This window comes from Kocuria sp. U4B (assembly GCF_054875615.1).
In genome coordinates this window covers 2,936,327-2,957,268 of record NZ_CM142180.1, presented here as the reverse complement: position 1 = coordinate 2,957,268, position 20,942 = coordinate 2,936,327, and the positions used below count along the sequence as shown (strand labels likewise).

At 73.6% G+C, this 20,942-nt stretch carries 18 protein-coding genes and 2 tRNA genes; 2 read left to right on the top strand and 18 right to left on the bottom strand.

Translation table 11 applies throughout. From position 1 onward, the window contains the following. Positions 1–121: 121 nt before the first annotated feature. From pyrH to rpsB, 3 genes are all read right to left on the bottom strand, one after another. Entirely contained in the window at positions 122–850 is a 729-nt protein-coding gene (gene pyrH, locus ACYSMR_RS13870; protein WP_251333143.1) for a UMP kinase, read from the bottom strand. A gap of 291 nt (positions 851–1,141) precedes the next feature. Next, the gene (gene tsf, locus ACYSMR_RS13865; protein ID WP_251333120.1) at positions 1,142–1,972 is read right to left on the bottom strand and encodes a translation elongation factor Ts; all 831 of its coding nucleotides are present in this window, start codon (positions 1,970–1,972) and stop codon (positions 1,142–1,144) included. 105 nt (positions 1,973–2,077) lie between these two features. Next, positions 2,078–2,920: a 30S ribosomal protein S2 gene (gene rpsB, locus ACYSMR_RS13860; protein ID WP_251333119.1), complete on the bottom strand. Its 843-nt coding sequence runs from the start codon at positions 2,918–2,920 to the stop codon at positions 2,078–2,080. Positions 2,921–3,352: 432 nt separating this feature from the next. Here rpsB and ACYSMR_RS13855 point away from each other — a divergent pair, with 432 nt between their 5' ends. Then, positions 3,353–3,955, top strand: coding sequence for a M23 family metallopeptidase (locus tag ACYSMR_RS13855; protein ID WP_461746002.1), 603 nt, complete (start codon positions 3,353–3,355; stop codon positions 3,953–3,955). On the opposite strand, the gene ACYSMR_RS13850 is transcribed toward ACYSMR_RS13855, so the two are convergent. The 12 genes from ACYSMR_RS13850 to ACYSMR_RS13795 form a co-directional block, all read right to left on the bottom strand. Beyond that, positions 3,940–4,215 carry a hypothetical protein gene (locus tag ACYSMR_RS13850; protein WP_309126017.1) on the bottom strand — a complete coding sequence of 92 codons (276 nt, stop codon included), beginning with the start codon at positions 4,213–4,215 and terminating at the stop codon, positions 3,940–3,942. The genes ACYSMR_RS13855 and ACYSMR_RS13850 overlap by 16 nt on opposite strands. Positions 4,216–4,331: 116 nt before the next feature. After that, positions 4,332–4,405, bottom strand: a tRNA-Ile gene (locus tag ACYSMR_RS13845). 33 nt (positions 4,406–4,438) lie between these two features. Then, complete coding sequence (locus tag ACYSMR_RS13840) at positions 4,439–5,698, bottom strand: glycosyltransferase (RefSeq protein WP_461746000.1); 1,260 nt, start codon at positions 5,696–5,698, stop codon at positions 4,439–4,441. Then, positions 5,695–6,672, bottom strand: coding sequence for a DMT family transporter (locus tag ACYSMR_RS13835; protein WP_461745998.1), 978 nt, complete (start codon positions 6,670–6,672; stop codon positions 5,695–5,697). Before ACYSMR_RS13835 ends, ACYSMR_RS13840 begins: the two co-directional genes overlap by 4 nt. 167 nt (positions 6,673–6,839) lie before the next feature. Further along, the gene (locus ACYSMR_RS13830; protein WP_461745996.1) at positions 6,840–7,688 is read right to left on the bottom strand and encodes a phage holin family protein; all 849 of its coding nucleotides are present in this window, start codon (positions 7,686–7,688) and stop codon (positions 6,840–6,842) included. An 887-nt stretch (positions 7,689–8,575) separates the two neighbouring features. After that, positions 8,576–8,648, bottom strand: a tRNA-Asn gene (locus ACYSMR_RS13825). Positions 8,649–8,715: 67 nt separating this feature from the next. Then, positions 8,716–10,584: a DNA primase gene (gene dnaG, locus ACYSMR_RS13820; RefSeq protein ID WP_461745994.1), complete on the bottom strand. Its 1,869-nt coding sequence runs from the start codon at positions 10,582–10,584 to the stop codon at positions 8,716–8,718. Between the two features lie 96 nt (positions 10,585–10,680). Beyond that, positions 10,681–12,012, bottom strand: coding sequence for an MFS transporter (locus ACYSMR_RS13815; RefSeq protein ID WP_461745992.1), 1,332 nt, complete (start codon positions 12,010–12,012; stop codon positions 10,681–10,683). A 116-nt stretch (positions 12,013–12,128) separates the two neighbouring features. Next, positions 12,129–13,460 (bottom strand): deoxyguanosinetriphosphate triphosphohydrolase, encoded by a 1,332-nt coding sequence (locus ACYSMR_RS13810; RefSeq protein ID WP_461745990.1) that lies wholly within the window; start codon positions 13,458–13,460, stop codon positions 12,129–12,131. A 32-nt stretch (positions 13,461–13,492) separates the two neighbouring features. Next, a complete protein-coding gene (gene dusB, locus ACYSMR_RS13805) occupies positions 13,493–14,671 on the bottom strand; it encodes a tRNA dihydrouridine synthase DusB (protein ID WP_251333142.1) in 1,179 nt (392 codons plus the stop codon). A gap of 88 nt (positions 14,672–14,759) precedes the next feature. After that, the gene (locus ACYSMR_RS13800) at positions 14,760–15,740 is read right to left on the bottom strand and encodes a GNAT family N-acetyltransferase (RefSeq protein ID WP_461745988.1); all 981 of its coding nucleotides are present in this window, start codon (positions 15,738–15,740) and stop codon (positions 14,760–14,762) included. Then, positions 15,740–17,122 (bottom strand): glycine--tRNA ligase, encoded by a 1,383-nt coding sequence (locus ACYSMR_RS13795; RefSeq protein WP_461745986.1) that lies wholly within the window; start codon positions 17,120–17,122, stop codon positions 15,740–15,742. Before ACYSMR_RS13795 ends, ACYSMR_RS13800 begins: the two co-directional genes overlap by 1 nt. 288 nt (positions 17,123–17,410) lie before the next feature. On the opposite strand from ACYSMR_RS13795, the gene ACYSMR_RS13790 reads away from it, so the two are divergent. Continuing rightward, the gene (locus tag ACYSMR_RS13790) at positions 17,411–17,656 is read left to right on the top strand and encodes an RNA-binding S4 domain-containing protein (protein ID WP_251333109.1); all 246 of its coding nucleotides are present in this window, start codon (positions 17,411–17,413) and stop codon (positions 17,654–17,656) included. Positions 17,657–17,671: 15 nt separating this feature from the next. Here ACYSMR_RS13790 and ACYSMR_RS13785 read toward each other — a convergent pair whose 3' ends face one another. The 3 genes from ACYSMR_RS13785 to ACYSMR_RS13775 are packed head-to-tail and all read right to left on the bottom strand — an operon-like array spanning position 17,672 to position 20,913. Next, positions 17,672–18,325 (bottom strand): alpha/beta hydrolase, encoded by a 654-nt coding sequence (locus ACYSMR_RS13785; RefSeq protein ID WP_251333108.1) that lies wholly within the window; start codon positions 18,323–18,325, stop codon positions 17,672–17,674. 54 nt (positions 18,326–18,379) lie between these two features. After that, positions 18,380–19,564, bottom strand: a complete 1,185-nt coding sequence (metX, locus tag ACYSMR_RS13780; protein WP_251333107.1) for a homoserine O-acetyltransferase MetX — start codon at positions 19,562–19,564, stop codon at positions 18,380–18,382. Further along, positions 19,561–20,913: a bifunctional o-acetylhomoserine/o-acetylserine sulfhydrylase gene (locus tag ACYSMR_RS13775; protein WP_461745983.1), complete on the bottom strand. Its 1,353-nt coding sequence runs from the start codon at positions 20,911–20,913 to the stop codon at positions 19,561–19,563. Before ACYSMR_RS13775 ends, metX begins: the two co-directional genes overlap by 4 nt. Positions 20,914–20,942: the final 29 nt, after the last annotated feature.

Sequence of the window (20,942 nt, the reverse complement as noted above, 5' to 3'; positions counted from 1 at the left end):
TCGCACGGAGTCCTCCGCGCGGGGTCGTTTCGGCCGGGCGCGGCGCTGGGGCCGCACGGCCCGGGCGTGCTGTGGCCAGTCTATCGCCGGGCCCGCGGGCGCCGGGTCAGGCCGTGACGGGTCAGGTGGTGACGAGGGTGCCGATCCGCTCCCCCAGGATGGCGCGGGTCACGTTGCCCTGGCCCTCCATGCCGAACACGCGCATCGTCACGTCGTTGTCCCGGCACAGGCTGAAGGCGGTCTGGTCCATGACCCGGATGTCGCGGGCGAGGGCCTCGTCGTAGGTGAGCTCCGACAGCCGCACCGCGTCCGGGTCGGTGCGGGGGTCGGCGGTGTAGACGCCGTCCACCCCGTTCTTGGCCATGAGCACCTCGGTCGCGTGCACCTCGAGCGCCCGCTGGGCGGCCACGGTGTCGGTGGAGAAGTAGGGCAGGCCCGCCCCGGCGCCGAAGATCACGACGCGGTCCTTCTCCATGTGGCGGATGGCCCGGCGGGGGATGTAGACCTCGGCGACCTGCTCCATCTTGATCGCGGACTGCACGCGCGTGTCCACGCCGCACTGCTCCAGGAAGTCCTGCAGGGCGAGGCAGTTCATCACCGTGCCGAGCATGCCCATGTAGTCCGCGCGCGAGCGGTCCATGCCCGCCTGCGAGAGCTCCGCGCCGCGGAAGAAGTTGCCGCCGCCGACCACGATGGCGGTCTCGACCTCGCCCACGGTGGCGGCGATCTGCTCGGCGATGTCCCGCACGACACGGGTGTCCACGCCGATGGAGCCGCCGCCGAAGACCTCCCCGGAGAGCTTCAGCAGCACGCGGCGCCGGGTGGGCGTGGCCCGCGGGTCCCGGCTCATGCGGAGGGCCTCGTCCTTGATCTCGGACGCAGAAGTGGTGGGCATGGTTCCTCCCGGCGACGACGGTGCAGCGTGGACCGGCACGGCCCCGCGAGGGTGCTCACGCTCGGGACCGGGCCTCCCTCAGCATACAGAACGCCCGCCCCCGCCCTTCCCGCCGGGTCCGCGCGGATCCCGTCGGGACGCCGTCGTCCCAGGTGGGAGGCGACCGGGCGGGGAACGCCGAAGGAGGCGCCCCCTGCGGTGCAGGGGGCGCCTCCTTCGGCGCGGCGCTCGTGCGCGCCGCGCGGATCAGGCGCCGACGCGGAAGCGCGCGAAGGCGGTGGCGGTGGCACCGGCCTCCTGCAGCACCTGGCCGACGGTCTTCTTCGAGTCCTTGGCGAAGTCCTGGTCGAGCAGCACGACGTCCTTGAAGTAGCCCTTCAGGCGGCCGGCGATGATGTTCGGGAGGATCTTCTCCGGCTTGCCCTCGGCCCGGGCGGTCTCCTCGGCGACGCGCTTCTCCGACTCGACGGTCGCGGCGGGCACGTCCTCCTGCGAGAGGAAGGTCGGGGACATCGCGGCGACGTGCACGGCGACGTCGTGGGCGACCTGCGCGGAGTCGGCGCCGGTCACGGCCAGGAGCACGCCGACCTGGGCGGGGAGGTCCTTGGAGGTCTTGTGCAGGTAGACGTCCACGTTCTCGCCCTCGACGCGGGCGATGCGGCGGACGACGACCTTCTCGCCCAGGAGGGCGCCGGTCTCGGTGACGAGCTCGGAGACGGCCTTGCCGTCGGCCTGGGCGGCCATGAGCTCCTCTAGGGAGGAGGCGTCCGCGGCCACGGCGGCCTCGAGCACCTTGTTGCCGAACTCGACGAACGGGGCGGACTTGGCCACGAAGTCGGTCTCGGAGTTGACCTCGACCATGTAGCCGACGGTGCCCTCGACGCGGGCGGCCACGAGGCCCTCCGCCGTCGCGCGGCCCTCGCGCTTGGTGACGCCCTTGAGGCCCTTGACGCGGATGATCTCCTGGGCCTTCTGCAGGTCGCCGTCGGCCTCGTCCAGGGCCTTCTTGACGTCGAGCATGCCGGCGCCGGTGCGCTCACGCAGGGCCTTGATGTCAGCGGCGGTGTAGTTCGCCATGTGAACTCCTCACGTAGTCGGTGGTGCCGGGCGGGCGCGTGCCCGCCCCGGCCGGCGTCCGGTGGGCACGGTGGCCCACCCGGGAGAATGGAAGGTGAACGGAGACTACTCGGCGGCCGTCTCGGTCGCGGCGGGCGCCTCGGCCGGGGCCTCGGCCTCCGGGGCGGCGTTCTGCTCGGCGGCGTGCTGCTCGAGCAGCTCGCGCTCCCACTCGGCCATCGGCTCCTCGGCCTGGTCGGCGCTGCCGGACTTCTTGTTGTGGCGCTCGATGAGGCCCTCGGCGACGGCGTCGGCGATCACGCGGGTCAGCAGGTTGACGGAGCGGATCGCGTCGTCGTTGCCCGGGATCGGGAAGTTGACCTCGTCGGGGTCGCAGTTGGTGTCGAGGATCGCGACGACGGGGATGCCCAGCTTCTGGGCCTCGTCCACCGCGAGGTGCTCCTTCTTGGTGTCCACGATCCAGACCAGGGACGGGGCCTTGGTGAGGTTGCGGATGCCGCCGAGGGTGCGCTCCAGCTTCTCCTTCTCGCGGCGCAGGAGCAGCAGCTCCTTCTTGGTGTACTGCGAGCCGGCGACGTCGTCGAAGTCGATCTCCTCGAGCTCCTTCATGCGCTCGATGCGCTTGGAGACGGTCGCGAAGTTGGTGAGCATGCCGCCGAGCCAGCGGTGGTTCACGTAGGGCATGCCCACGCGGGTGGCCTGCTCGGCGATGGCCTCCTGGGCCTGCTTCTTCGTGCCGACGAACAGGATGGTGCCGCCGTGGGCGACGGTGGTGCGCACGGCCTCGTAGGCGCGGTCGATGAAGGACAGCGACTGCTGGAGGTCGATGATGTAGATGCCGTTGCGCTCGGTGAAGATGAAGCGCTTCATCTTCGGGTTCCAGCGGCGGGTCTGGTGGCCGAAGTGCACGCCGCTGTCGAGGAGCTGGCGCATGGTAACGACGGACATGTCGTCTCCTTGTTCTCGTGCGGGAGGGCGTGCGAGGACGCCCGGCCCGCGGGTACGGTTCTCGGCTGCGTCCGGCGGACGAGCCCCTGGCACAGCGGCGAGCGGAACCGTGCGGTCCGCTGCCGGGCCGTCGACCGCACCCCGCCGGGACGGGGACGCGGACCGGGACGGCCGGGCCGGGAAAGGAGATCCCGGCGGCGCTGTGCGCGAAGTCAGCTGCTCGCCGCCGCACCGGCGGCTCCGGCTGGAGAGCCGGAACCGGGAGTCACGAGGGCGCCCCACTGGGCGCAGAGAGCAGACTGCGGGCTCAAGTGTACTACAGCGGGTGATTGCCCCTGCACACCGCGGCGGCGCCGGGCGGGGGCGCCGCGGCCGTCCACACCGGCCCGCGGCAGGCGGTCCGTGTGCCCCGCGGCCGCGCAGGGTGGGGCCATGGACGCCCTGCCCTCGTCTCCCCCGCACCCCCGCCGCACCCGACGGCCCCCGGGCGCACCGGCACCCGGGGCCTGCGTGCTCGTCGCGCTCGCGCTGGTCGTGCCCGGCGCGCTCGTGCTCGGCCTGGTGCTGGGCCCTCCCGGGGGCGCCGCCGGGGGGAGCTGGGCGTGGCCGCTGTCCCCCCGCCCGGCCGTGGTGGGCGACTGGTCCCCGCCGGCGCAGCGGTGGCACCGCGGTCACCGGGGCGTGGACCTGGCGGCGGGCACCGGGGCGGTGGTGCGCGCCCCCGCGGACGGGACGGTGAGCTTCGCGGGCCGCGTGGTGGACCGTCCCGTGCTGACGCTCGACCACGGCGGGGGGCTGCGCTCGAGCTTCGAGCCCGTCGAGTCGACCCTGCGCCGCGGGGACCGGGTGCGCCGCGGCCAGGCCGTGGGCACGCTGCGCGGCCGCGACCACTGCGTGCCCGGCGACTGCCTGCACTGGGGCGTGCGCCGGGGCGAGGACTACGTCAACCCGCTGGGGTTCGTCGGGGTCCTCTGGCCCTCGGTCCTGCTGCCCGTCCCCGGCGCGCTGCGGGCGGCACCTCAGCCGCCGTCCTGACCCGAGCCCTCCTCGTCGTCGCCGTTTCGGACGTCCTCGACGCCCTCCTCGACGTTCTGCCGGACGTCCTCGGCGCCCTCCTCGACGTTCTGCCGGGCGTCCTCGGCGCCCTCCTCGACCTGCTGCTGGGCGTCCTCGACGCCCTGCTGCACCTGGTCGACGCCTTCCTCGACCTCCTGGTCGGGGTTGTCGCACCCGGTCAGCGCGGCGAGCGCCAGACCGGCCACGGACAGGGCCCTCCACAGCGTGCGGTGGCTCATGACGGCATCCTCTCGGTGGGTGGGACACCAGTGCACCACATCGGGCCGTGCCGCGCACGGCACGCACGAGGCCCCGGACCGGGCGGTCCGGGGCCTCGTGGCTCCCGTGGGACGGGTAGGGCCGGTGGGGCTTGAACCCACGACCGAAGGATTATGAGTCCTCTGCTCTGACCGGCTGAGCTACGGCCCCGCGCCGGGCCGGGCCCGGCGGCGCACGTCCACGTTACCGCACGAGGGAGGCCAGCCGCCCCCGGATCCCGCGGGGGCGCCCCACCGGGTGGGCGGCGGGCTCGGGCCGGTCGCCGCCGTACAGGCGCAGGAACGTCTCCAGCGTGCGGGGGAAGCTGTGCAGGGCGACCTTGCGGTGGCTCTCCCGGCCCATCCGGGCCCGTTCCTCCGCCGGGGCGTCGAGGACGAGGGCCAGCCTGCGGGCCAGGTCCCGGGCGTCGCCGGGGACGAAGAGGTAGCCGTTGACGCCGTCCTCGGCCAGGTGCGGGAGGGCCTGGGCGTCCGCCAGGACGACGGGGCGGGACGCGGACATCGCCTCGAGGGTGACGAGCGACTGCAGCTCGGCCGTGCCCGGCTGGCAGAAGACGTCCGCCCGCAGGTAGGCGTCGCGCAGCTGCTCGTCGGAGACGTAGCCCAGGAAGTGCACCCGGTCGGCCACGCCCAGGGTCCGCGCCAGCCGCTCGAGGACGGGGCGCTGCTCGCCGTCGCCGGCCAGCTCCAGGTGGGCGCCTGCCCCGGCGCCGGAGCGGAGCAGGGACAGCGCCTCGATGAGCACGTCCACGTTCTTCTCGACCGCGAGCCGGCCGACGAAGAGCACGGTGGGGTGCTCCGTCCGTTCCGCCCGCTCCCCCGCCCGGGGTTCGTAGTCGGCGATCCGGATGCCGTTGGAGACGGCCAGGACCGTGTCGGGGAAGCCGTTGCGGCGCATGGTGTCCACGGCGAGCGGGGTCGGCGCGGTGACGACGTCGCAGCGGCCGAAGACCCGCACCATGTCCCGCCAGGACACGCCGCGGTACCAGTCCAAAACCCACCGCGGGAACGGCAGGAACGGCTCGAGGTTCTCGGGCACGAAGTGGTTGGTGCCGACCGTGCGGATCCCCCGGCGCCGGGCCTCCCGCACGAGCAGGCGCCCCAGGATGTAGTGGCACTGCAGGTGCACCACGTCGGGGCGCACCTCGTCGAACAGCCGGCGGATGTCCGCCGCGACCTCCCAGGGCAGGCACACGCGGAAGTACGGGTGCGTGAACGCCCGGTGGGAGCGCATCCGGTGCTCGGCCACGCCGTCGTCGTCGCGCCGGTACGAGGGTCCCGGGTCGGGGCGCGCGCACACGACGTGCACCCGGTGGCCCTGCTCGTGCAGGCCGCGGGCCAGCCGGTGCGCGAACTGCGCGGCACCGTTGACGTCGGGCGGGTAGGTCTCGGCGCCCAGCAGGACGGTGAGGGAAGGATCGGTGGAGGTGGTGTCGGCGCTCAAGCGTGGCTTCCCGGTCGGTCGTGTGCTGCTCGGTCAGGTGCTGCTGGGGACGGTGCCGGCGTGCCCGGGTCGAGCGCCGCCCGGCCCTTCCGCGCGAGATCGGCGCGGCGTTCGAGGACCTCCGGGTGGTGCTGGGAGAGCACGGCGACCCCGACTATAGCAACGGCACCGGCCACGGCCATGAGGACGCCGGTGAGCACCGTGAACCCCGTGCCCGCCTCGCCGAGCACCAGCAGGCCCAGCAGCACCCCCACCATGGGGTCGATCACCGTGAGGCCGGCGATGACGAGGTCCGGCGGCCCCGCGGCGAACGCGCTCTGCACGAACCACCCGCCGAGGACCGAGGCCACGACCGCGGCGCCCACCGCGAGCCAGTTGACGTCGTCCAGCGGGCCGCCCGGGCTGCCCTGGACCCGGGTGAGGGTCAGGCGCACGAGCACGGCCACGAACCCGTAGAGGATCCCCGCGCCGACCACGTAGAAGGTGCTGTCGAGACGGCGGCGGAACAGGGCCGCGGCCACCCCGAGCACGCACACGAGGACCACGAGCATCACCACCACGGTGTGCTCGGCCCAGCGCGAGATGCCGCGGGCGGGGTCGGTCGCGCCCACGGCGCAGGTGACGAAGGCCGCCCCGCCCGCGGTGCACAGCACGATGGCGGCCCAGGTGCGCCGGTTGACCTTCAGGCGGCGGTGCCGGGCGTGGAGGAGGGTGGTGACCACGAGGGCGACGACGCCCATCGGCTGGACCACGGTCACCGTGGCCAGCCCGAGGGCGGCGACGTTGAGCCCGGTGCCGAGGCCGAGGAGGACCAGGCCGAGCAGCCAGCGGCGGCTGCGCAGCAGGGCCGGCAGCGCGCCGACCCTGAGGCGGCCGGAGGACCGGTCGGCCACGGCGCTGCCCTGCTGCTGCGTGCCGACCGCCAGGCACAGCGCCGAGAGCAGGGCCAGGAGGACGGCGAGCCACTGGCTCACGACACGCACCGACCTCTGCTCACGCACCGGATTCTACCGAGCCCTGCCGGGGCTCCGCTCGGCGGGAGGTGGACACCGGGTGAACCGACGGCGAAGGCCCGGAAGCCGAGGGCTTCCGGGCCTTCACGCGGCGGGCGCGTCCACGGGGCTGCCCGTGGACGCCGCCGTCACCGGAAGAGCTTGCGCAGGAAGACGAGGAACGCGCTCCCGGCTACGGCCAGGACCGTCAGCGGCTGCCAGCGCTCGGTGAGGCCGGAGTGGCCCGACCCCGTCCCGCGGTGCTGGCCGCCCTGGGCGAGCAGGCCCTTGATGTCCTTGGGCGTGGTCTTCACGGTGCGGCTGGTGCGGTCCACGAACCCCTTGGTGGTGGACTGGATGGTCTGGGCGCGGCCCTGGACGTCGTCGCGCAGCGTCTTGAGGTGTTCGCGGCGCAGCTTGAGCCGGTGCCGCAGCTGCTCCTCGGTGGGCGCCGGGGGCTTCTGGCGGGCGGGGTCCTGGGCGGCCTCCCGCTTCTCCTGCTCCTTGCGCTCCCGGGCCAGCTGCTCCTCGCGCTGGACGCGGGACTCCGTGTAGGCGGAGCCCTCCTTGAGGACGCCGAGGTCGTACTTGACGCCGAAGAGCGCCTTGCGCGGCACGAGCGGCAGCGCCTTCTTGATGGTCGCGAGGCCGAGCAGCGCGGCGACTCCGAGCACGACGAGGAACAGCACGGCCAGCAGCAGGGCCGCCAGCCACGCCGGCATCACCTGTGAGAGCGCCGCGATGACCGCCCCGACGAGCGCGATGGTGGCCAGCAGCAGGAAGACCAGGCCGACGGCCACGAACGCGGCCCCCTTGCCGAGGGTCTTCGCCTTCTCCGTGAGCTCGAGCTTGGCGAGCTGCGCCTCGTCCTTGAGCTGCTTGGGCAGCAGCCGCCCGAAGACCTTGACGACGTCGAGGATGGACGCCGCGCCGGGGCTGGACTGCCCCGCTCCGGCCCCCGAGGTGCCGCCCGTGCTGGGGCCTACCGAATGACTCATGCCCGCCTCCGTGAATGTTCGTGAAAACTACGTGGACTGAGCACAAAGCTATCATCGGGCTCCCCCTCGACGGGCGCTCGGTCCCGGGCGCGCACGGTCGCGGCCCTGGACCGTGCACGCGGGAGGGACCCGCCCGGTGTCCCGGACCGGCCCCTCCCGCGAGGTCGCCCCGGGGCCTGCTCGCCGCTGCGACCCCTGGTCCTTCCTCCTGGTCGCCCTCGTGGGCGCAGCCGTGCATCCACGTCGTGTTCCTGTGGTCCGTGCGGCACGCCTTCTTCTCCGGCTTCCGGCGACCTCCTTGCCGCCGTGCTGCTCGTGCTCGACCGACACGACGAGGAGCTTCCCGTCGGTGGTGCCCTCCTGGTCCTTGCCGTCCCCACCGGCGAACGCGGGTGCCCCGGGCGACCCTCGGACCAGTAGTGCTGCGAGCGTCGCGGCGGCCGGCTCGGCACGAAGATCCTACACGGTCTCCCCCTGGTCAAGCAGGTGCAGTCAGGAGGATCCGCTGCTGACCGGGGGCTCGACGGCAGTTCGTGACAGAGGCAACTCCGTGCGGTCACGACGTGGCACGCCCCTGCCGCACCGGCCGCGGCGCCCTGCGACGGGTGCCCCGAGGAGCGGAACGCCGGCCCGCCCATGGCCCTCGGCCCCGACCCGACCCCGGCATCCGGAGCCACGGTCAGCACAACGGCACGTCGCCGGGCAGCGACGCCGCGTAAGTCACGGGTGGCGGCGCCGGTGGGGCTGGTGGCCGAGCCCTGGTTCGCCGCTGCGGCCTGGCCGACGGCGTCAGCCTCGGCTGAGCGCCGACGAGGACACCGGGGACGCCGACCGCGCACGAGGAAGGCCCCCACCGGCGTTTCCGCTGGTGGGGGCCTTCTGCGCTGCTCCCCCGACTGGACTCGAACCAGTAACCCTTCGATTAACAGTCGAATGCTCTGCCAATTGAGCTACGGAGGACCGTGCACGCACGCGTGCAACGAGCAGTCACTCTACCGCCCCGGCACGGGCAACGCCAAATCCCCTCTCAGTCCTGGCGGAGGCTGCGGCGCTGCATCTCCAGCTCGAGCAGCTCGCGCTGGAGCTCCTGGTAGCGCTCCCGCTGCCCCGCGGGGTCGGTGCGCTGCAGCTCGGCCAGCCGGTCGGACTTGCGCCGGTTGATCTGCAGCTCGAACAGCCGGTTGAGGATGTCCGCGGTGTAGCGCTCGAGCTGCTGCTCCGTGGTGGCCGGCAGCGGGGTGACGGCGAGCTCGGCGAGGTAGCCGTGCAGGGGCTCCGGCAGGTGCCCGCGCACGGCGTCCACCCACACCTGCCCGCTCGGCACGTGCCCGCCCAGGCCCGCGCGGGCGCCCAGCACGGCGTCGTGCACCGCCCCGTGGACGGGGTAGCGGAAGCGGCTGAGCGAGAACTCCTCCCAGTGCCGGTCCTGGAGCAGCTGGGGGCACTGGATCACGGCCTCGAGCGCCTCCCGCTCCATCCGCGCCACGGGCTCGCGCGGGTCGGGCAGCTGTGCGGCCGGGGCGGCGGGCGCCGGCTCCTCCGCCGGCCGGGAGGCGGCCTGGTCCTCGCGGGGCGCGCGGCCGGCGGCGTCGACCGCGCGCTGGACCTCCGCGGGGTCCAGCCCGAGCCAGCCGGCGAGCTGGCGGGCGTAGGCGGGGCGCAGGGAGCGGTCCCGGATCCGGGAGACGATGGGCGCGCACGCGCGCATCGCCCGGATCCTGCCCTCGATGGTGTCGAGGTCGAAGTTCCGCAGGGTCGCGCGGATCGCGAACTCGAACAGGGGCCGGCGGGTGTCGACGAGCTCCGCGACGGCCGCGTCCCCGCGGGCCAGGCGCAGGTCGCAGGGATCCATCCCGTGCGGCTCGACGGCCACGTACGTCTGGGCGACGAACTTCTGGTCCTCCTCGAAGGCGCGCAGGGCGGCCTTCTGGCCGGCGGCGTCGCCGTCGAAGGTGAAGACGACCTCCCCCCCGCCGCCGTCGTCGGAGAGGAAGCGGCGGACGATCTTGATGTGCTCGGGGCCGAACGCGGTGCCGCAGGTCGCCACGGCGGTGGTCACGCCCGCGAGGTGGCACGCCATGACGTCGGTGTAGCCCTCGACGACGACGACGCGGCGCTGCCTGGCGATCTCCCGCTTGGCGAGGTCGATCCCGTAGAGCACCTGCGACTTCTTGTAGAGCGGGGTCTCCGGGGTGTTGAGGTACTTGGGGCCCTGGTCGTCGTCGAAGAGCTTGCGCGCCCCGAAGCCGATCACCTCGCCGGCGGCCGCGCGGATGGGCCACACCAGCCGGCCGCGGAACCGGTCGTAGAGCCCCCGGTTGCCCTCGGAGAACATCCCGGTGAGCTTGAGCTCTTGGTCGGTGAAGCCGCGGTCGCGCAGGTGCTTGAGCAGGTGGTCCCAGCCGCGGGGGGCGTAGCCGACGCCGTAGCGGCGGGCGGCCTCGCCGTCGAAGCCGCGCTCCCCCAGGAACTGCTGAGCAGGGGCGGCCTGGCGGGTGTAGAGGTTGCGCTGGAAGAACTCGGCGGCGACCTTGTGCGCGTCGAGCAGGCGCTGGCGGCGGCCGACCTCCTCCTTCTTCGGCCCGGAGCCCTGCTCGTAGTGCAGCTCGTAGCCGATCCGCGCCGCGAGCTTCTCGACGGTCTCCGAGAAGGTGGTGTGGTCGATGTTCATCAGGAACGCGATGACGTCCCCGGACTCGTCGCAGCCGAAGCAGTGGTAGGTGCCCATCTGCGGGCGGACGTGGAAGGACGGGGTGCGCTCGTCGTGGAACGGGCACAGGCCCTTCCAGGAGCCGATGCCGGCGCTCTTGAGCGTCACGTAGCCGTCGACGATCTCCTTGATGTCCGTGCGCGACCGGACCTCGTCGATGTCCTCGCGTCTGATCAGTCCTGCCACACCGACCAGTCTAGGCGCGCCCGGGGACGCCGGGACGCCGGCGCTCCCCCGGCGGGAGGGGCCGGCGACGGGCGGGCGGACGGGACAGCGGGCGGGTCAGCGGCCGGTCTCCCGCAGCTCCGGCCGCGTCCTCGTGCCGGTGAGGGCGAGCCCGCCGAGGGCGCCCACGGCCGCGAAGGCGAAGAAGCCCCACGGGTAGGCCAGCCCCGCCCCGAGCAGGGTGCCGCCGATGATGGGCCCGGAGATCGCCCCGAGCCGGCCCACCCCGGCGGACATGCCCAGCGCCGTGGCGCGCACCCGCGGCGGGTGGTTGGCCGCGGTGAACGCGTAGACGAGCACCTGGGAGGAGAACACGAAGCAGCCGGTGACGAAGACCATGGCGTAGATCCCCAGCAGCGGCAGCCTGATCGCGAGCGCGGCGAGCAGCGCGGCGGAGCCCAGGAACCAGATGATGCCCGCGGCGCGGGGGGTGATCCGGTCGGCCACCCGGCCGGCGACCGTCAGGCCGGCGATGGCGCCCACGTTGAGGACGAGCAGGAACCCGAGGGAGTTGCCGAGGTCGTACTGGGCGGCGCGCATGATCTGCGGCAGCCAGGTGTTCAGGCCGTAGACGAGCAGCAGCCCCATGAAGGACGCGACCCAGATCGCGATGGAGTTGCGGCGCCAGCCGGGGGACAGCAGCATCGCCGCACCCACCGTCTCGGCCTTCTCCTCGGCCGCGCTGCGGTGGTCGATGCTCACGCCGTAGTGCTCGGCCACGGTGCGCGCCTCGGCCGTGCTGCCCTTGGACGCCAGCCAGGACGGGGACTCGGGCAGGAAGAAGAGCATCAGGGGCACCAGCACGAGAGCCGGGAGCGCGCCCAGGACGAACATCTCCTGCCAGCCGAACTGACGGACCACGGCGATGGCGATCGCCGCGGTGAGCACGGCGCCCACGTGGTAGCCGGTCATCACCAGGGTGGTGGCGTTGGAGCCGCGGCCGCGGCGGGCGAACTCGGTGACCATGGCGATGGCGGTGGGCAGGCAGCCGCCGAGGCCCAGGCCGGCGAGGAAGCGCAGGAGGCCGAAGACCAGCACGTTTGGGGAGAACGCGGCGGCGAAGGTGAGCAGCGAGAACAGGACCACGGCGCCGATGAGCATCTTGCGCCGGCCCAGCCGGTCGGTGAGGTAGCCCATGGCGAGCGCCCCGATCATCATGCCCACGAGGCCGGCGGTGGCCACGGCGGTGCCCTGGGCGGTCGTCATCCCGAGCTCGCCGTTCTCGAGCATGGACGGGAGGACGGCGCCCAGGACCACGGCGTCGAAGCCGTCGAGGAGCACCGCGATCCAGCACAGCGGCGCGACCCACGCCCGGGACCGCAGGACCGGCGTGGCGCCGGAGGCCGAGGAGTCCGCCGGGGACGGGGCGGAGCCGGAGGAGGGACCCATGGGGCATCAGGCCTTCGTGAGGAGGAGCACGGTCCCGACGAGTCTAGGAACGGCCGCGGAGGAGTCCCAGCTCACATCCGTTGAACGGGAAGGGGCGGCGCCCCGTGACGGGGGTCTCACCACAGCGGCTTGTCCCCCACGCGCCAGTGGGTTCCCCGGATGCGGTCGTGCAGGGCGACGGCCGAGAGGTCGGTGAGGGAGGCGACCTGGTCCACGACGAGGCGCAGCCGCGCGGCCTCGGCGCCGGGCCCGTCCCCCAGCTCCCGCCAGTCGGCGGCGAAGGCGGGCGAGAGGTGGTGGCCGTCGGTGTCCATGAGGGCGCCCACGAGGATGGAGAGCACCTCCTGCTGGTTCTCGTAGATGGGCTGCGCGTCCCGCACGGTGATGACGTAGGTGGTGGCGATGCCCTTGAGCACGGCGATCTCCACCGCCGTCTCCTCGGGGACCACCAGCCGGGCGGCGTAGCGGGTCAGCCGCTCGTCGCCGTAGATGTCCCGGGTGGCGGCCACCGCGGACATCGCGAAGCGGCCGATGAGCTGGCTCGTCATGTTCTTCAGCTCGGCGAGGCCCTGGCGGGAGCCGTCCATCTCGCGCACCCACAGGGAGGAGTCCTCCAGGCGGGTGAGGGCCGCGTCGAGGGCCTCGGGCGCGGCCTCGGGCAGGTACCACCGGCGGGTGAGGTCCAGGACCTTCTCCCGCTGGGTCGTGTCGGCGAGCCAGCCGAGCTGCACGAGCCCGGAGGCGATCGCGTCCTCGACGTCGTGCACGGAGTAGGAGATGTCGTCGGCGAGGTCCATGACCTGGGCCTCGAGGCACTTGGTGCGGGGCGGGGCCCCGTCGCGCAGCCACTCGAACACGGACAGGTCGTCGGCGTAGACCCCGAACTTCGGGGAGCGGGTCCCGTCCGGGCGCAGCGGCGCCTCGTGGGCCTGCCACGGGTACTTGCACGTGGCGTCGAGCACGGCACGGGTGAGGTTCAGCCCGGCGGGCCGCCCCTCGTCGTCCGTCACCTTGGGCTCGAGCCGGATGAGCAGGCGCAGGGTCTGGGCGTTGCCCTCGAAGCCGCCGATGTGGCTGGTCAGCCGGTTCAGGGCCGACTCCCCGTTGTGCCCGAACGGCGGGTGGCCGAGGTCGTGGGACAGGCACGCGGCGTCGACGACGTCGGGGTCGCAGCCGAGCATCCCGCCCAGCTCCCGGCCGATCTGGGCGACCTCCAGCGAGTGGGTGAGCCGGTTGCGCACGAAGTCGTCGGTGTCCGGGGAGACGACCTGCGTCTTGGACGCCAGCCGGCGCAGCGCGGAGGAGTGCAGGATCCGGGCGCGGTCCCGCTCGAAGTCGGACCGGTACTTGTTGTGGTGGTCCTCCGCCACCCAGCGCTCGACGTCGCGGGCGGCGTAGCCGGTCACCGGCCTGGCGGTGCGGTCGACCTCGATGGACAAGTGGTGCATGCCCGGTCCTCTCATTCGGTGGCCACCGGCGCTCAGCCGCCGGAGACGTCGAGCTCGGCGGCGGACAGGCCCAGCCGCTCGGCGTCGCCGAGCTCGCGGGAGGCGAGCCAGCCGTCCGGCAGGTGCGGGCGCTTCGGGGAGCCCGCGCGGCCGCGGGGTCCCTCGACCGCGTCGCCCGGGTAGCCCAGGTCCAGGTCCAGCTCGGCCAGCAGCTCCCGGAGGGTGGCCAGGTCCGGGACCTGCGCCATGCGCGCGCGCAGCTCCCCGCCCACGGGGTAGCCCTTGAAGTACCAGGCCACGTGCTTGCGGATGTCGCGCAGGCCCTTGCCCTCGTCGCCGAACATCTCGACGAGCAGCTCCGCGTGCCGGTAGATCGTGCGGGCGACGTCGGCCACGCCGGGGCGGAACCGGTCGGGGCGGCCCTCGAAGGCGGCCTGCAGGTCCCCGAACAGCCAGGGCCGGCCCTGGCAGCCGCGGCCGATCACGACGCCGTCCACCCCGGTCTGCTCGACCATGCGCACGGCGTCCTCGGCGCTCCAGATGTCGCCGTTGCCGAGCACGGGCACGTCGGGCAGGGCCTCGCGCAGCCGGGCGATCGCGTCCCAGTCCGCGGTCCCGGAGTAGTGCTGCTCCAGGGTCCGTCCGTGCAGGGCGACCGCGGCCACGCCGTGGTCGCGGGCGATCCGCCCGGCCTCCAGGAAGGTGAGGTGGTCGTCGTCGATGCCCTTGCGCATCTTCACGGTCACCGGGACGCCGCCGCGGGAGGCCTCCTCGACCGCGGTGCGCACGATGGCGGTGAACAGGTCGGTCTTCCAGGGCAGGGCGGAGCCGCCGCCGCGCTTGGTGACCTTGGGCACGGGGCAGCCGAAGTTGAGGTCGACGTGGTCGGCGCGGTCCTCCTCGACGACCATGCGCACGGCCCTGCCGACGTTGACCGCGTCCACCCCGTAGATCTGGATGGAGCGCGGGACCTCGTCCGGGTCGTGGTCGATGATCCGCATGGACTCGGGCCGGCGCTCCACGAGGGCGCGGGCGGTGACCATCTCGGTGACGTAGAGCCCGCCGCCGTACTCGCGGCACAGCCGGCGGAACGCCTTGTTGGTCACCCCGGCCATGGGCGCGAGCACGACCGGGACGTCGATCGTCAGCTTCCCCAGGTGCAGGGGCGGCAGGTCGAGCTTCGCGGGCGGGTTCTCGGTACGGGTGTCCATCACCGGGGCATTCTCTCACGGACGGGCACACCGCAGGTCCCGGGCCCCGCCCCGCAGGCTGCGGGGCGGGGCCCGGGGGGGGGGCGGCTCAGGAGCCGGCGGGCTCCGCGAGGACCACGGTGGTCTCGACGACCGACGCGACGCCGGCGGCCAGGAGGTTGTCGGCGACGGCGGTCAGCGGCTCCATCGACCCGTCCACCTGGAACTGCACCGGGTGGTCGTGGACCAGCAGCGCGAGCAGCTGCTCGACGGCCGGTCCGGCCGCGGAATCACCCGGCGCCCAGCCGAGGAGCACGTTCGCCGGGGCGTCGGCGGGGGCCTCGGCGGGCCCGGCCCCGGGCGCGGCGTCGAGCTCGAGCGGGCGGTAGCTCACGGCGAAGGCGGAGATCCGCCCGCGCTCCCCCGGCGCCACGCCGTTGCGCAGCACCACGGCCCCGAACGCGTGGGCCGCGTCGGAGAGGAAGAGCTGGTTCACCCGTCCGACCGGCAGGTCGGCCGGCTCGTCCCAGCCGTGGACCGCGCGGTAGAACTCCCACAGCACCCGGGTGAGCTCCACGGAGCCGGTCGCGAGGTCCTGCACCGCCTGGGCGGGGGTCCCGTCGGCGTGCTCCCGCAGCGGGCGCAGCGGCAGCGCCCCGGGCTCGACGCGCACCACGCGGGAGAGCTGCACGGGCCCCAGCCCGGCGGCGCGCGCGAACCGCTCGCCCGCCGAGCCGGGGGCCACCTTGGTGCGCAGGGCCCGCACGCCCGACGGCGCGGCGGCCGCCTCCGCGCGCAGGCGCTCCAGCAGGGCCCGGCCGAGGCCCTCGCCGCGGCGGTCGGGGGCCACCTCGACCCACGCCCACAGCCGCAGCGGGTGCAGCGCCGACTCGCGGACCGTGCCGGCGGCGATCGGCACGCCGGAGTCCTCCGCCACGAGCGTGCGGGACCACGGGGCGTCGCCGTCGGGGCCGAGCGTGGCCCGGAACTGCGCGGCGGTGGCGGTCTCCGGGTCCGGCCACACCTCGAGCAGGCGCAGGTCGTCGCCGTCCCGCCAGGGACGGATCACGAGGTTGCCCGGCCCGCCCATCAGCGCGCGAGCTTCCCGGCGAGGTAGGACTTGACCTGGTCCAGGGCCACGCGCTCCTGCGTCATGGCGTCCCGCTCCCGGATGGTGACGGCCTGGTCCTCGAGGGTGTCGAAGTCCACCGTGATGCAGAACGGGGTGCCGATCTCGTCCTGGCGGCGGTAGCGGCGGCCGATCGCCCCGGAGTCGTCGAAGTCGATGTTCCAGTTCCGGCGCAGCTCCGCGCCGAGGTCGCGTGCCTTGGGCGAGAGGTCCTCGTTGCGGGACAGCGGCAGCACCGCGGCCTTGACGGGGGCCAGGCGCGGGTCCAGCTTGAGGACGGTGCGCTTGTCCACCCCGCCCTTGGCGTTGGGGGCCTCGTCCTCGGTGTAGGCGTCCACGAGGAAGGCCATCATCGAGCGGGTCAGGCCGAACGACGGCTCGATCACGTGGGGCACGTAGCGCTCGTTGGTCTGCTGGTCGAAGTAGCTCAGGTCCGCGTTGGAGTGCTCGTTGTGCACGCCGAGGTCGTAGTCGGTGCGGTTGGCCACGCCCATGAGCTCGCCCCAGGGGTTGCCCTGGAAGCCGAACCTGTACTCGATGTCGATGGTGCCCGCCGAGTAGTGCGCGCGGTCCTCCTTCGGCACGTCGAAGCGGCGCATGTGGTCCGGGTCGATGCCCAGGTCCGTGAACCAGCTCCAGCAGGCCTCGACCCACTCGTCGAACCAGTGCTGCGCCTCCGCCGGGTGCGTGAAGTACTCGATCTCCATCTGCTCGAACTCGCGGGTGCGGAAGATGAAGTTGCCGGGGGTGATCTCGTTGCGGAACGCCTTGCCGATCTGCCCGATGCCGAACGGCGGCTTCTTGCGGGAGGTCGTCACCACGTTGTTGAAGTTCACGAAGATGCCCTGGGCGGTCTCGGGGCGCAGGTAGTGCAGGCCCTCGGCGTTGTCGACCGGGCCGAGGAAGGTCTTCATCAGGCCGGAGAACTGCTGGGGCTCGGTCCACTGGCCCTTGGTGCCGCAGTTGGGGCAGGGGATCTCGGACATCCCGTTCTCGGGGGCGCGGCCCTTCTTCTCCTCGAAGGCCTCGATCAGGTGGTCCTGGCGGGCGCGCTTGTGGCAGGAGAGGCACTCGACGAGCGGGTCGGTGAACGTCGCGACGTGCCCGGAGGCCTCCCACACGGCCTTGGGCAGGATGATCGAGGAGTCGAGGCCGACCATGTCCTCGCGCCCGCGCACGAAGGTCTGCCACCACTCGCGCTTGATGTTCTCCTTGAGCTCCGCACCGAGGGGCCCGTAGTCCCAGGCGGAGCGGGAACCGCCGTAGATCTCACCCGCCTGGAACACGAAACCGCGGCGCTTGGCCAGCGAGATGACGTTGTCCAACGTGGATTTGGGGGCCATGTGGGTTCACTCCAGGTTCTCGCCCGACCGCCGGCTGCGGACGTGCGTGGTGGGTTGCGGGCTCGGCGGGTCGGCCGCCGAGGGCGCGGCCTGCGTCGGCCGTCACGAACGAGGACGCCGCGGGCGACGTCCTCGCCCCAGGGTAGCCAATTACCGCGGCACCCGCGGACCGGGCCGGGGCGGGCGGCCCCGGGACGGCGCAGACCCCGGCGGGGACGCCGGCACCGGGTGCGGAGCCGGGTGCGGAGCCGGGTGCGGAGCACTGCGGGAGGCTGGGACAATGGGGCCATGACGACACCACCGCAGCAGCACGGCACGCCCGAGGACCTGGAGATCCGGGACGGGATGATCCGGCTCGGCCAGGCGCTGAAGCTGGCGAACCTCGCCGAGGACGGCGCCCACGCGCGGTCCCTCGTCGAGGAGGGCCGGGTCCGGGTGAACGGGGAGGTCGAGACGCGCCGCGGCCGCCAGCTGCACGCGGGGGACGTGGTCAGCGCCCACGGGACCTCCGTGCGCATCACGGCCCGGGACTGAGCCCGGCCGGGCGGGTCAGCCCCGCAGCACCACCTGGGTGAGGTACTCGCCGACGTGGCCGAGCTCCTGGGGGCTGACGCCGTGGCCCACCCCGGTGTAGTGGACCTTCATGACGTCGGCGTGCTCCAGCGCCCACTCGGCGGTGGCGTCCACGAGCTCCGGCGGGATGACGGGGTCCTGAGGGTCCCGGCCCCAGAACATCGGCAGGCGCTGCTCCCGCAGCCGCTCGTCGGCGAACAGCGGGTGCTCCCCCGGGACCACGAACCCGGACAGGCCCACCACGGCCGCGATCTCCCCGGGCATGTGCCGGGCCAGGGACGTGGCCATGGCCATGCCCTGGGAGAAGCCGAGCAGCGTGATGCTGGAGTGCTCGGCCGCGCGCTCGCGCAGCCAGGCGGCCACCGGGGCCACGGCCTCGAGCACCCGCTCCAGCGAGAAGCCGAGGTCCGCGGACAGCGGGAACCACTGGTAGCCGAGCTGGACCGGCTGCGGCGCCCGCAGCGACGCGACGCTGAACTGCGCGGGCAGGGCGGGCACGAGGCCCATGAGGTCGCGCTCGTGCGAGCCGTACCCGTGCAGCAGCACGAGCAGGGGCGTGCCGGGGCGGGCGTCGGCGTCGTTGCTCCAGACGGCGAAGGGGGCGGCGGTCGGGGCGGGGGCGTCGGTCATGGCACCAGTGTGCCACTCGGGCCCCGACGGCGGCGCCCGGCGGGCAGGACCGGCTCAGGCCTCCCGCAGGACCGTCTCGACGAGCAGCTTCCCGAGCTGCGGGGACTCGAGGAGGAAGCCGTCGTGCCCGGACGGGGACGTCAGGGTGCGCCGGCGGACCCGGCCCGGCAGGGCGGCGGCGAGCACGTCCGACTCGTGCGGCAGGTACAGCCGGTCGGAGTCCACGGCGGCCACGAGCCACTCGCACGAGCTGACGGACAGGGCCTCCTCGAGCGTGCCGCGGCCCCGGGCGACGTCGTGGGACATCAGCGCCTCGTTGACGGCCAGGTACGCGTTCGCGTCGAAGCGCCCCGCGAGCTTGGACGCCTGGTGGTCGAGGTAGCTCTCCACCTGGTAGCGCCCGCGCTCGGCGGCCGTGGCGCCGATCACGTGCTCCTCGCCCTGGGGCGTGCGCCCGAACCGGTGGTGCAGCTCGGCCGCGGAGCGGTATGTGATGTGGGCGATCCGCCGGGCCAGGCCGAGGCCGGCCGCGGGGAGGGGTCCGTCGTAGTAGTCGCCGCCGCGGAAGTCCGGGTCCTGGCGGATCGCGAGGTTCTGGGCCTGGCCCCAGGCGATCTGCTCGGCGCTGGACTGCGCGCAGGCCGCGATCACGGCGCACGCCCGGACCCGGTCCGGGTAGGTCACGGCCCACTCCAGGGCCCGCGCCCCGCCCATGGACCCGCCGATGACCAGGCGCCAGGCCTCGACGCCGAGGGCGTCGGCGAGGGCCGCCTCGGCGTGCACGGTGTCGCGGATGGTGACCATGGGGAAGCGCGAGCCCCAGGGCCGCCGCTCGGGGTCCACGCTCGGCGGCGCGGGGCTGGCCGGGCCCGTGGACCCGTAGCAGCCGCCCACGATGTTCGCGCAGACCACGAAGTAGCGGTCGGTGTCGATGGCGGCGCCGGGGCCCACGAGGCCCTCCCACCACCCCGCGCTCTCTGCGGCGCGCCGCTCGGCCTCGGACGCCCCGGGACGGGCCCGGCCCGCGGCCACGTGCGCGTCCCCCGTGAGGGAGTGCTCGACGAGCACGGCGTTGGAGCCGTCCGGGGCGAGGGTGCCCCACGTCTCGTAGGCCAGCCGCACCTCGGGCAGCCGGTGGCCCGACTCCAGCTCGAGCGTCCCGATCTCGGCGTGGCGCGCCACCCCGTCCTCCCGGACGGGGGTCCCCGCGCCGAGCCCGCGCAGCACCGTCACGGTCACTCCTGGGCCTCGGCCGCGGCCGCGAAGCCCTGCTCGAGGTCGGCGAGGATGTCCTCGACGTTCTCCAGGCCCACGGACAGGCGCACGAAACCGGGCTCCACCCCGGCTCCGAGCTGCTCCTCCGGCAGGAGCTGGCTGTGCGTCGTCGACGCCGGGTGGATGACGAGCGAGCGGACGTCGCCGATGTTCGCGACGTTGGAGTGCAGGCTCAGGGCGTCCACGAACGCGGCACCGGCCTCGCGGCCGCCCTCGAGCACGAAGCCCAGGACGGACCCGGCGCCCTTCGGCGCGTACTTGCGGGCCCGCTCGTGCCACGGCGAGGACTCCAGGCCCGCCCAGGACACGGAGCGCACGTCCTCGCGAGCCTCCAGCCACCGGGCGACCGTCCCGGCGTTGGCCACGTGGCGCTCCATGCGCAGGGACAGGGTCTCGATCCCCTGCTCGATGAGGAACGCGTTGAACGGGGAGATCGCCGGGCCGAGGTCGCGCAGCAGCTGCACCCGGGCCTTGAGGACGTAGGAGAGGTTGGCCCCGAAGGGGCCGTCGGCGCCGAGCGCCTGGGCGTAGACGAGCCCGGCGTAGGACTCGTCGGGGAGGTTGAAGCCGGGGAACCGGTCGGGGTAGCGGCCGTAGTCGAAGTTGCCGGAGTCCACGATGAACCCGCCGATGGCCGTGCCGTGGCCGCCGAGGAACTTGGTGGCCGAGTGCACCACGACGTCGGCGCCCCACTCGAGGGGCCGCACCAGGTAGGGGGTCGCCACCGTGTTGTCCACGACGAGGGGGACCTCGCTCTCGTGGGCGATCCCCGCGACGGTCTCGATGTCGAGGACGTCGTTGCGCGGGTTGGGGATGGTCTCGGCGTAGAAGACCTTGGTGTTCGGGCGCACCGCCCGCCGCCACGCCTCGGGGTCGTCCGGGTCGTCGACGAACGTCGTCTCGATGCCGAGCTTGGCCAGGGTGAACTTGAAGAGGTTGAACGACCCGCCGTACAGGCTGGGGCTCGCCACGACGTGGTCCCCCGCGCCCGCGACGTTGAGCACCGCGAACGTCGTGGCCGCCTGCCCCGAGCCGAGCATGAGCGCCCCCACCCCGCCCTCGAGCGCCGCGATGCGGTTCTCCACGACCTCCGTGGTGGGGTTGCCGATCCGGGTGTAGATCGGGCCGAGCTCCGCGAGCGCGAAGCGGTCCGCGGCGGCCTGGGCGTCGGGGAACACGAAGGACGTCGTCTGGTGGATCGGCAGGGCCCGGGACCCGGTGACCGGGTCGGGGCGCTGGCCGGCGTGGATCTGCTTGGTCTCGAAGGACCAGCCGGCCGGGTTCTCGGGCGTGGGAAGGGGGGACTCGGGCATGCCGTGAGCTCCTTGCGGAAAGTCAGGGG

What these genes read in the sequence shown, in the direction of transcription:
- pyrH (WP_251333143.1), bottom strand. Translation starts at nt 850, where the DNA reads ATGAGCCGGGACCCGCGGGCCACGCCCACCCGGCGCCGCGTGCTGCTG.
- tsf (WP_251333120.1), bottom strand. Translation starts at nt 1,972, where the DNA reads ATGGCGAACTACACCGCCGCTGACATCAAGGCCCTGCGTGAGCGCACC.
- rpsB (WP_251333119.1), bottom strand. Translation starts at nt 2,920, where the DNA reads ATGTCCGTCGTTACCATGCGCCAGCTCCTCGACAGCGGCGTGCACTTC.
- ACYSMR_RS13855 (WP_461746002.1), top strand. Translation starts at nt 3,353, where the DNA reads ATGGACGCCCTGCCCTCGTCTCCCCCGCACCCCCGCCGCACCCGACGG.
- ACYSMR_RS13850 (WP_309126017.1), bottom strand. Translation starts at nt 4,215, where the DNA reads ATGAGCCACCGCACGCTGTGGAGGGCCCTGTCCGTGGCCGGTCTGGCG.
- ACYSMR_RS13830 (WP_461745996.1), bottom strand. Translation starts at nt 7,688, where the DNA reads ATGAGTCATTCGGTAGGCCCCAGCACGGGCGGCACCTCGGGGGCCGGA.
- ACYSMR_RS13815 (WP_461745992.1), bottom strand. Translation starts at nt 12,012, where the DNA reads ATGGGTCCCTCCTCCGGCTCCGCCCCGTCCCCGGCGGACTCCTCGGCC.
- ACYSMR_RS13810 (WP_461745990.1), bottom strand. Translation starts at nt 13,460, where the DNA reads ATGCACCACTTGTCCATCGAGGTCGACCGCACCGCCAGGCCGGTGACC.
- dusB (WP_251333142.1), bottom strand. Translation starts at nt 14,671, where the DNA reads ATGGACACCCGTACCGAGAACCCGCCCGCGAAGCTCGACCTGCCGCCC.
- ACYSMR_RS13800 (WP_461745988.1), bottom strand. Translation starts at nt 15,740, where the DNA reads ATGGGCGGGCCGGGCAACCTCGTGATCCGTCCCTGGCGGGACGGCGAC.
- ACYSMR_RS13795 (WP_461745986.1), bottom strand. Translation starts at nt 17,122, where the DNA reads ATGGCCCCCAAATCCACGTTGGACAACGTCATCTCGCTGGCCAAGCGC.
- ACYSMR_RS13790 (WP_251333109.1), top strand. Translation starts at nt 17,411, where the DNA reads ATGACGACACCACCGCAGCAGCACGGCACGCCCGAGGACCTGGAGATC.
- ACYSMR_RS13785 (WP_251333108.1), bottom strand. Translation starts at nt 18,325, where the DNA reads ATGACCGACGCCCCCGCCCCGACCGCCGCCCCCTTCGCCGTCTGGAGC.
- ACYSMR_RS13775 (WP_461745983.1), bottom strand. Translation starts at nt 20,913, where the DNA reads ATGCCCGAGTCCCCCCTTCCCACGCCCGAGAACCCGGCCGGCTGGTCC.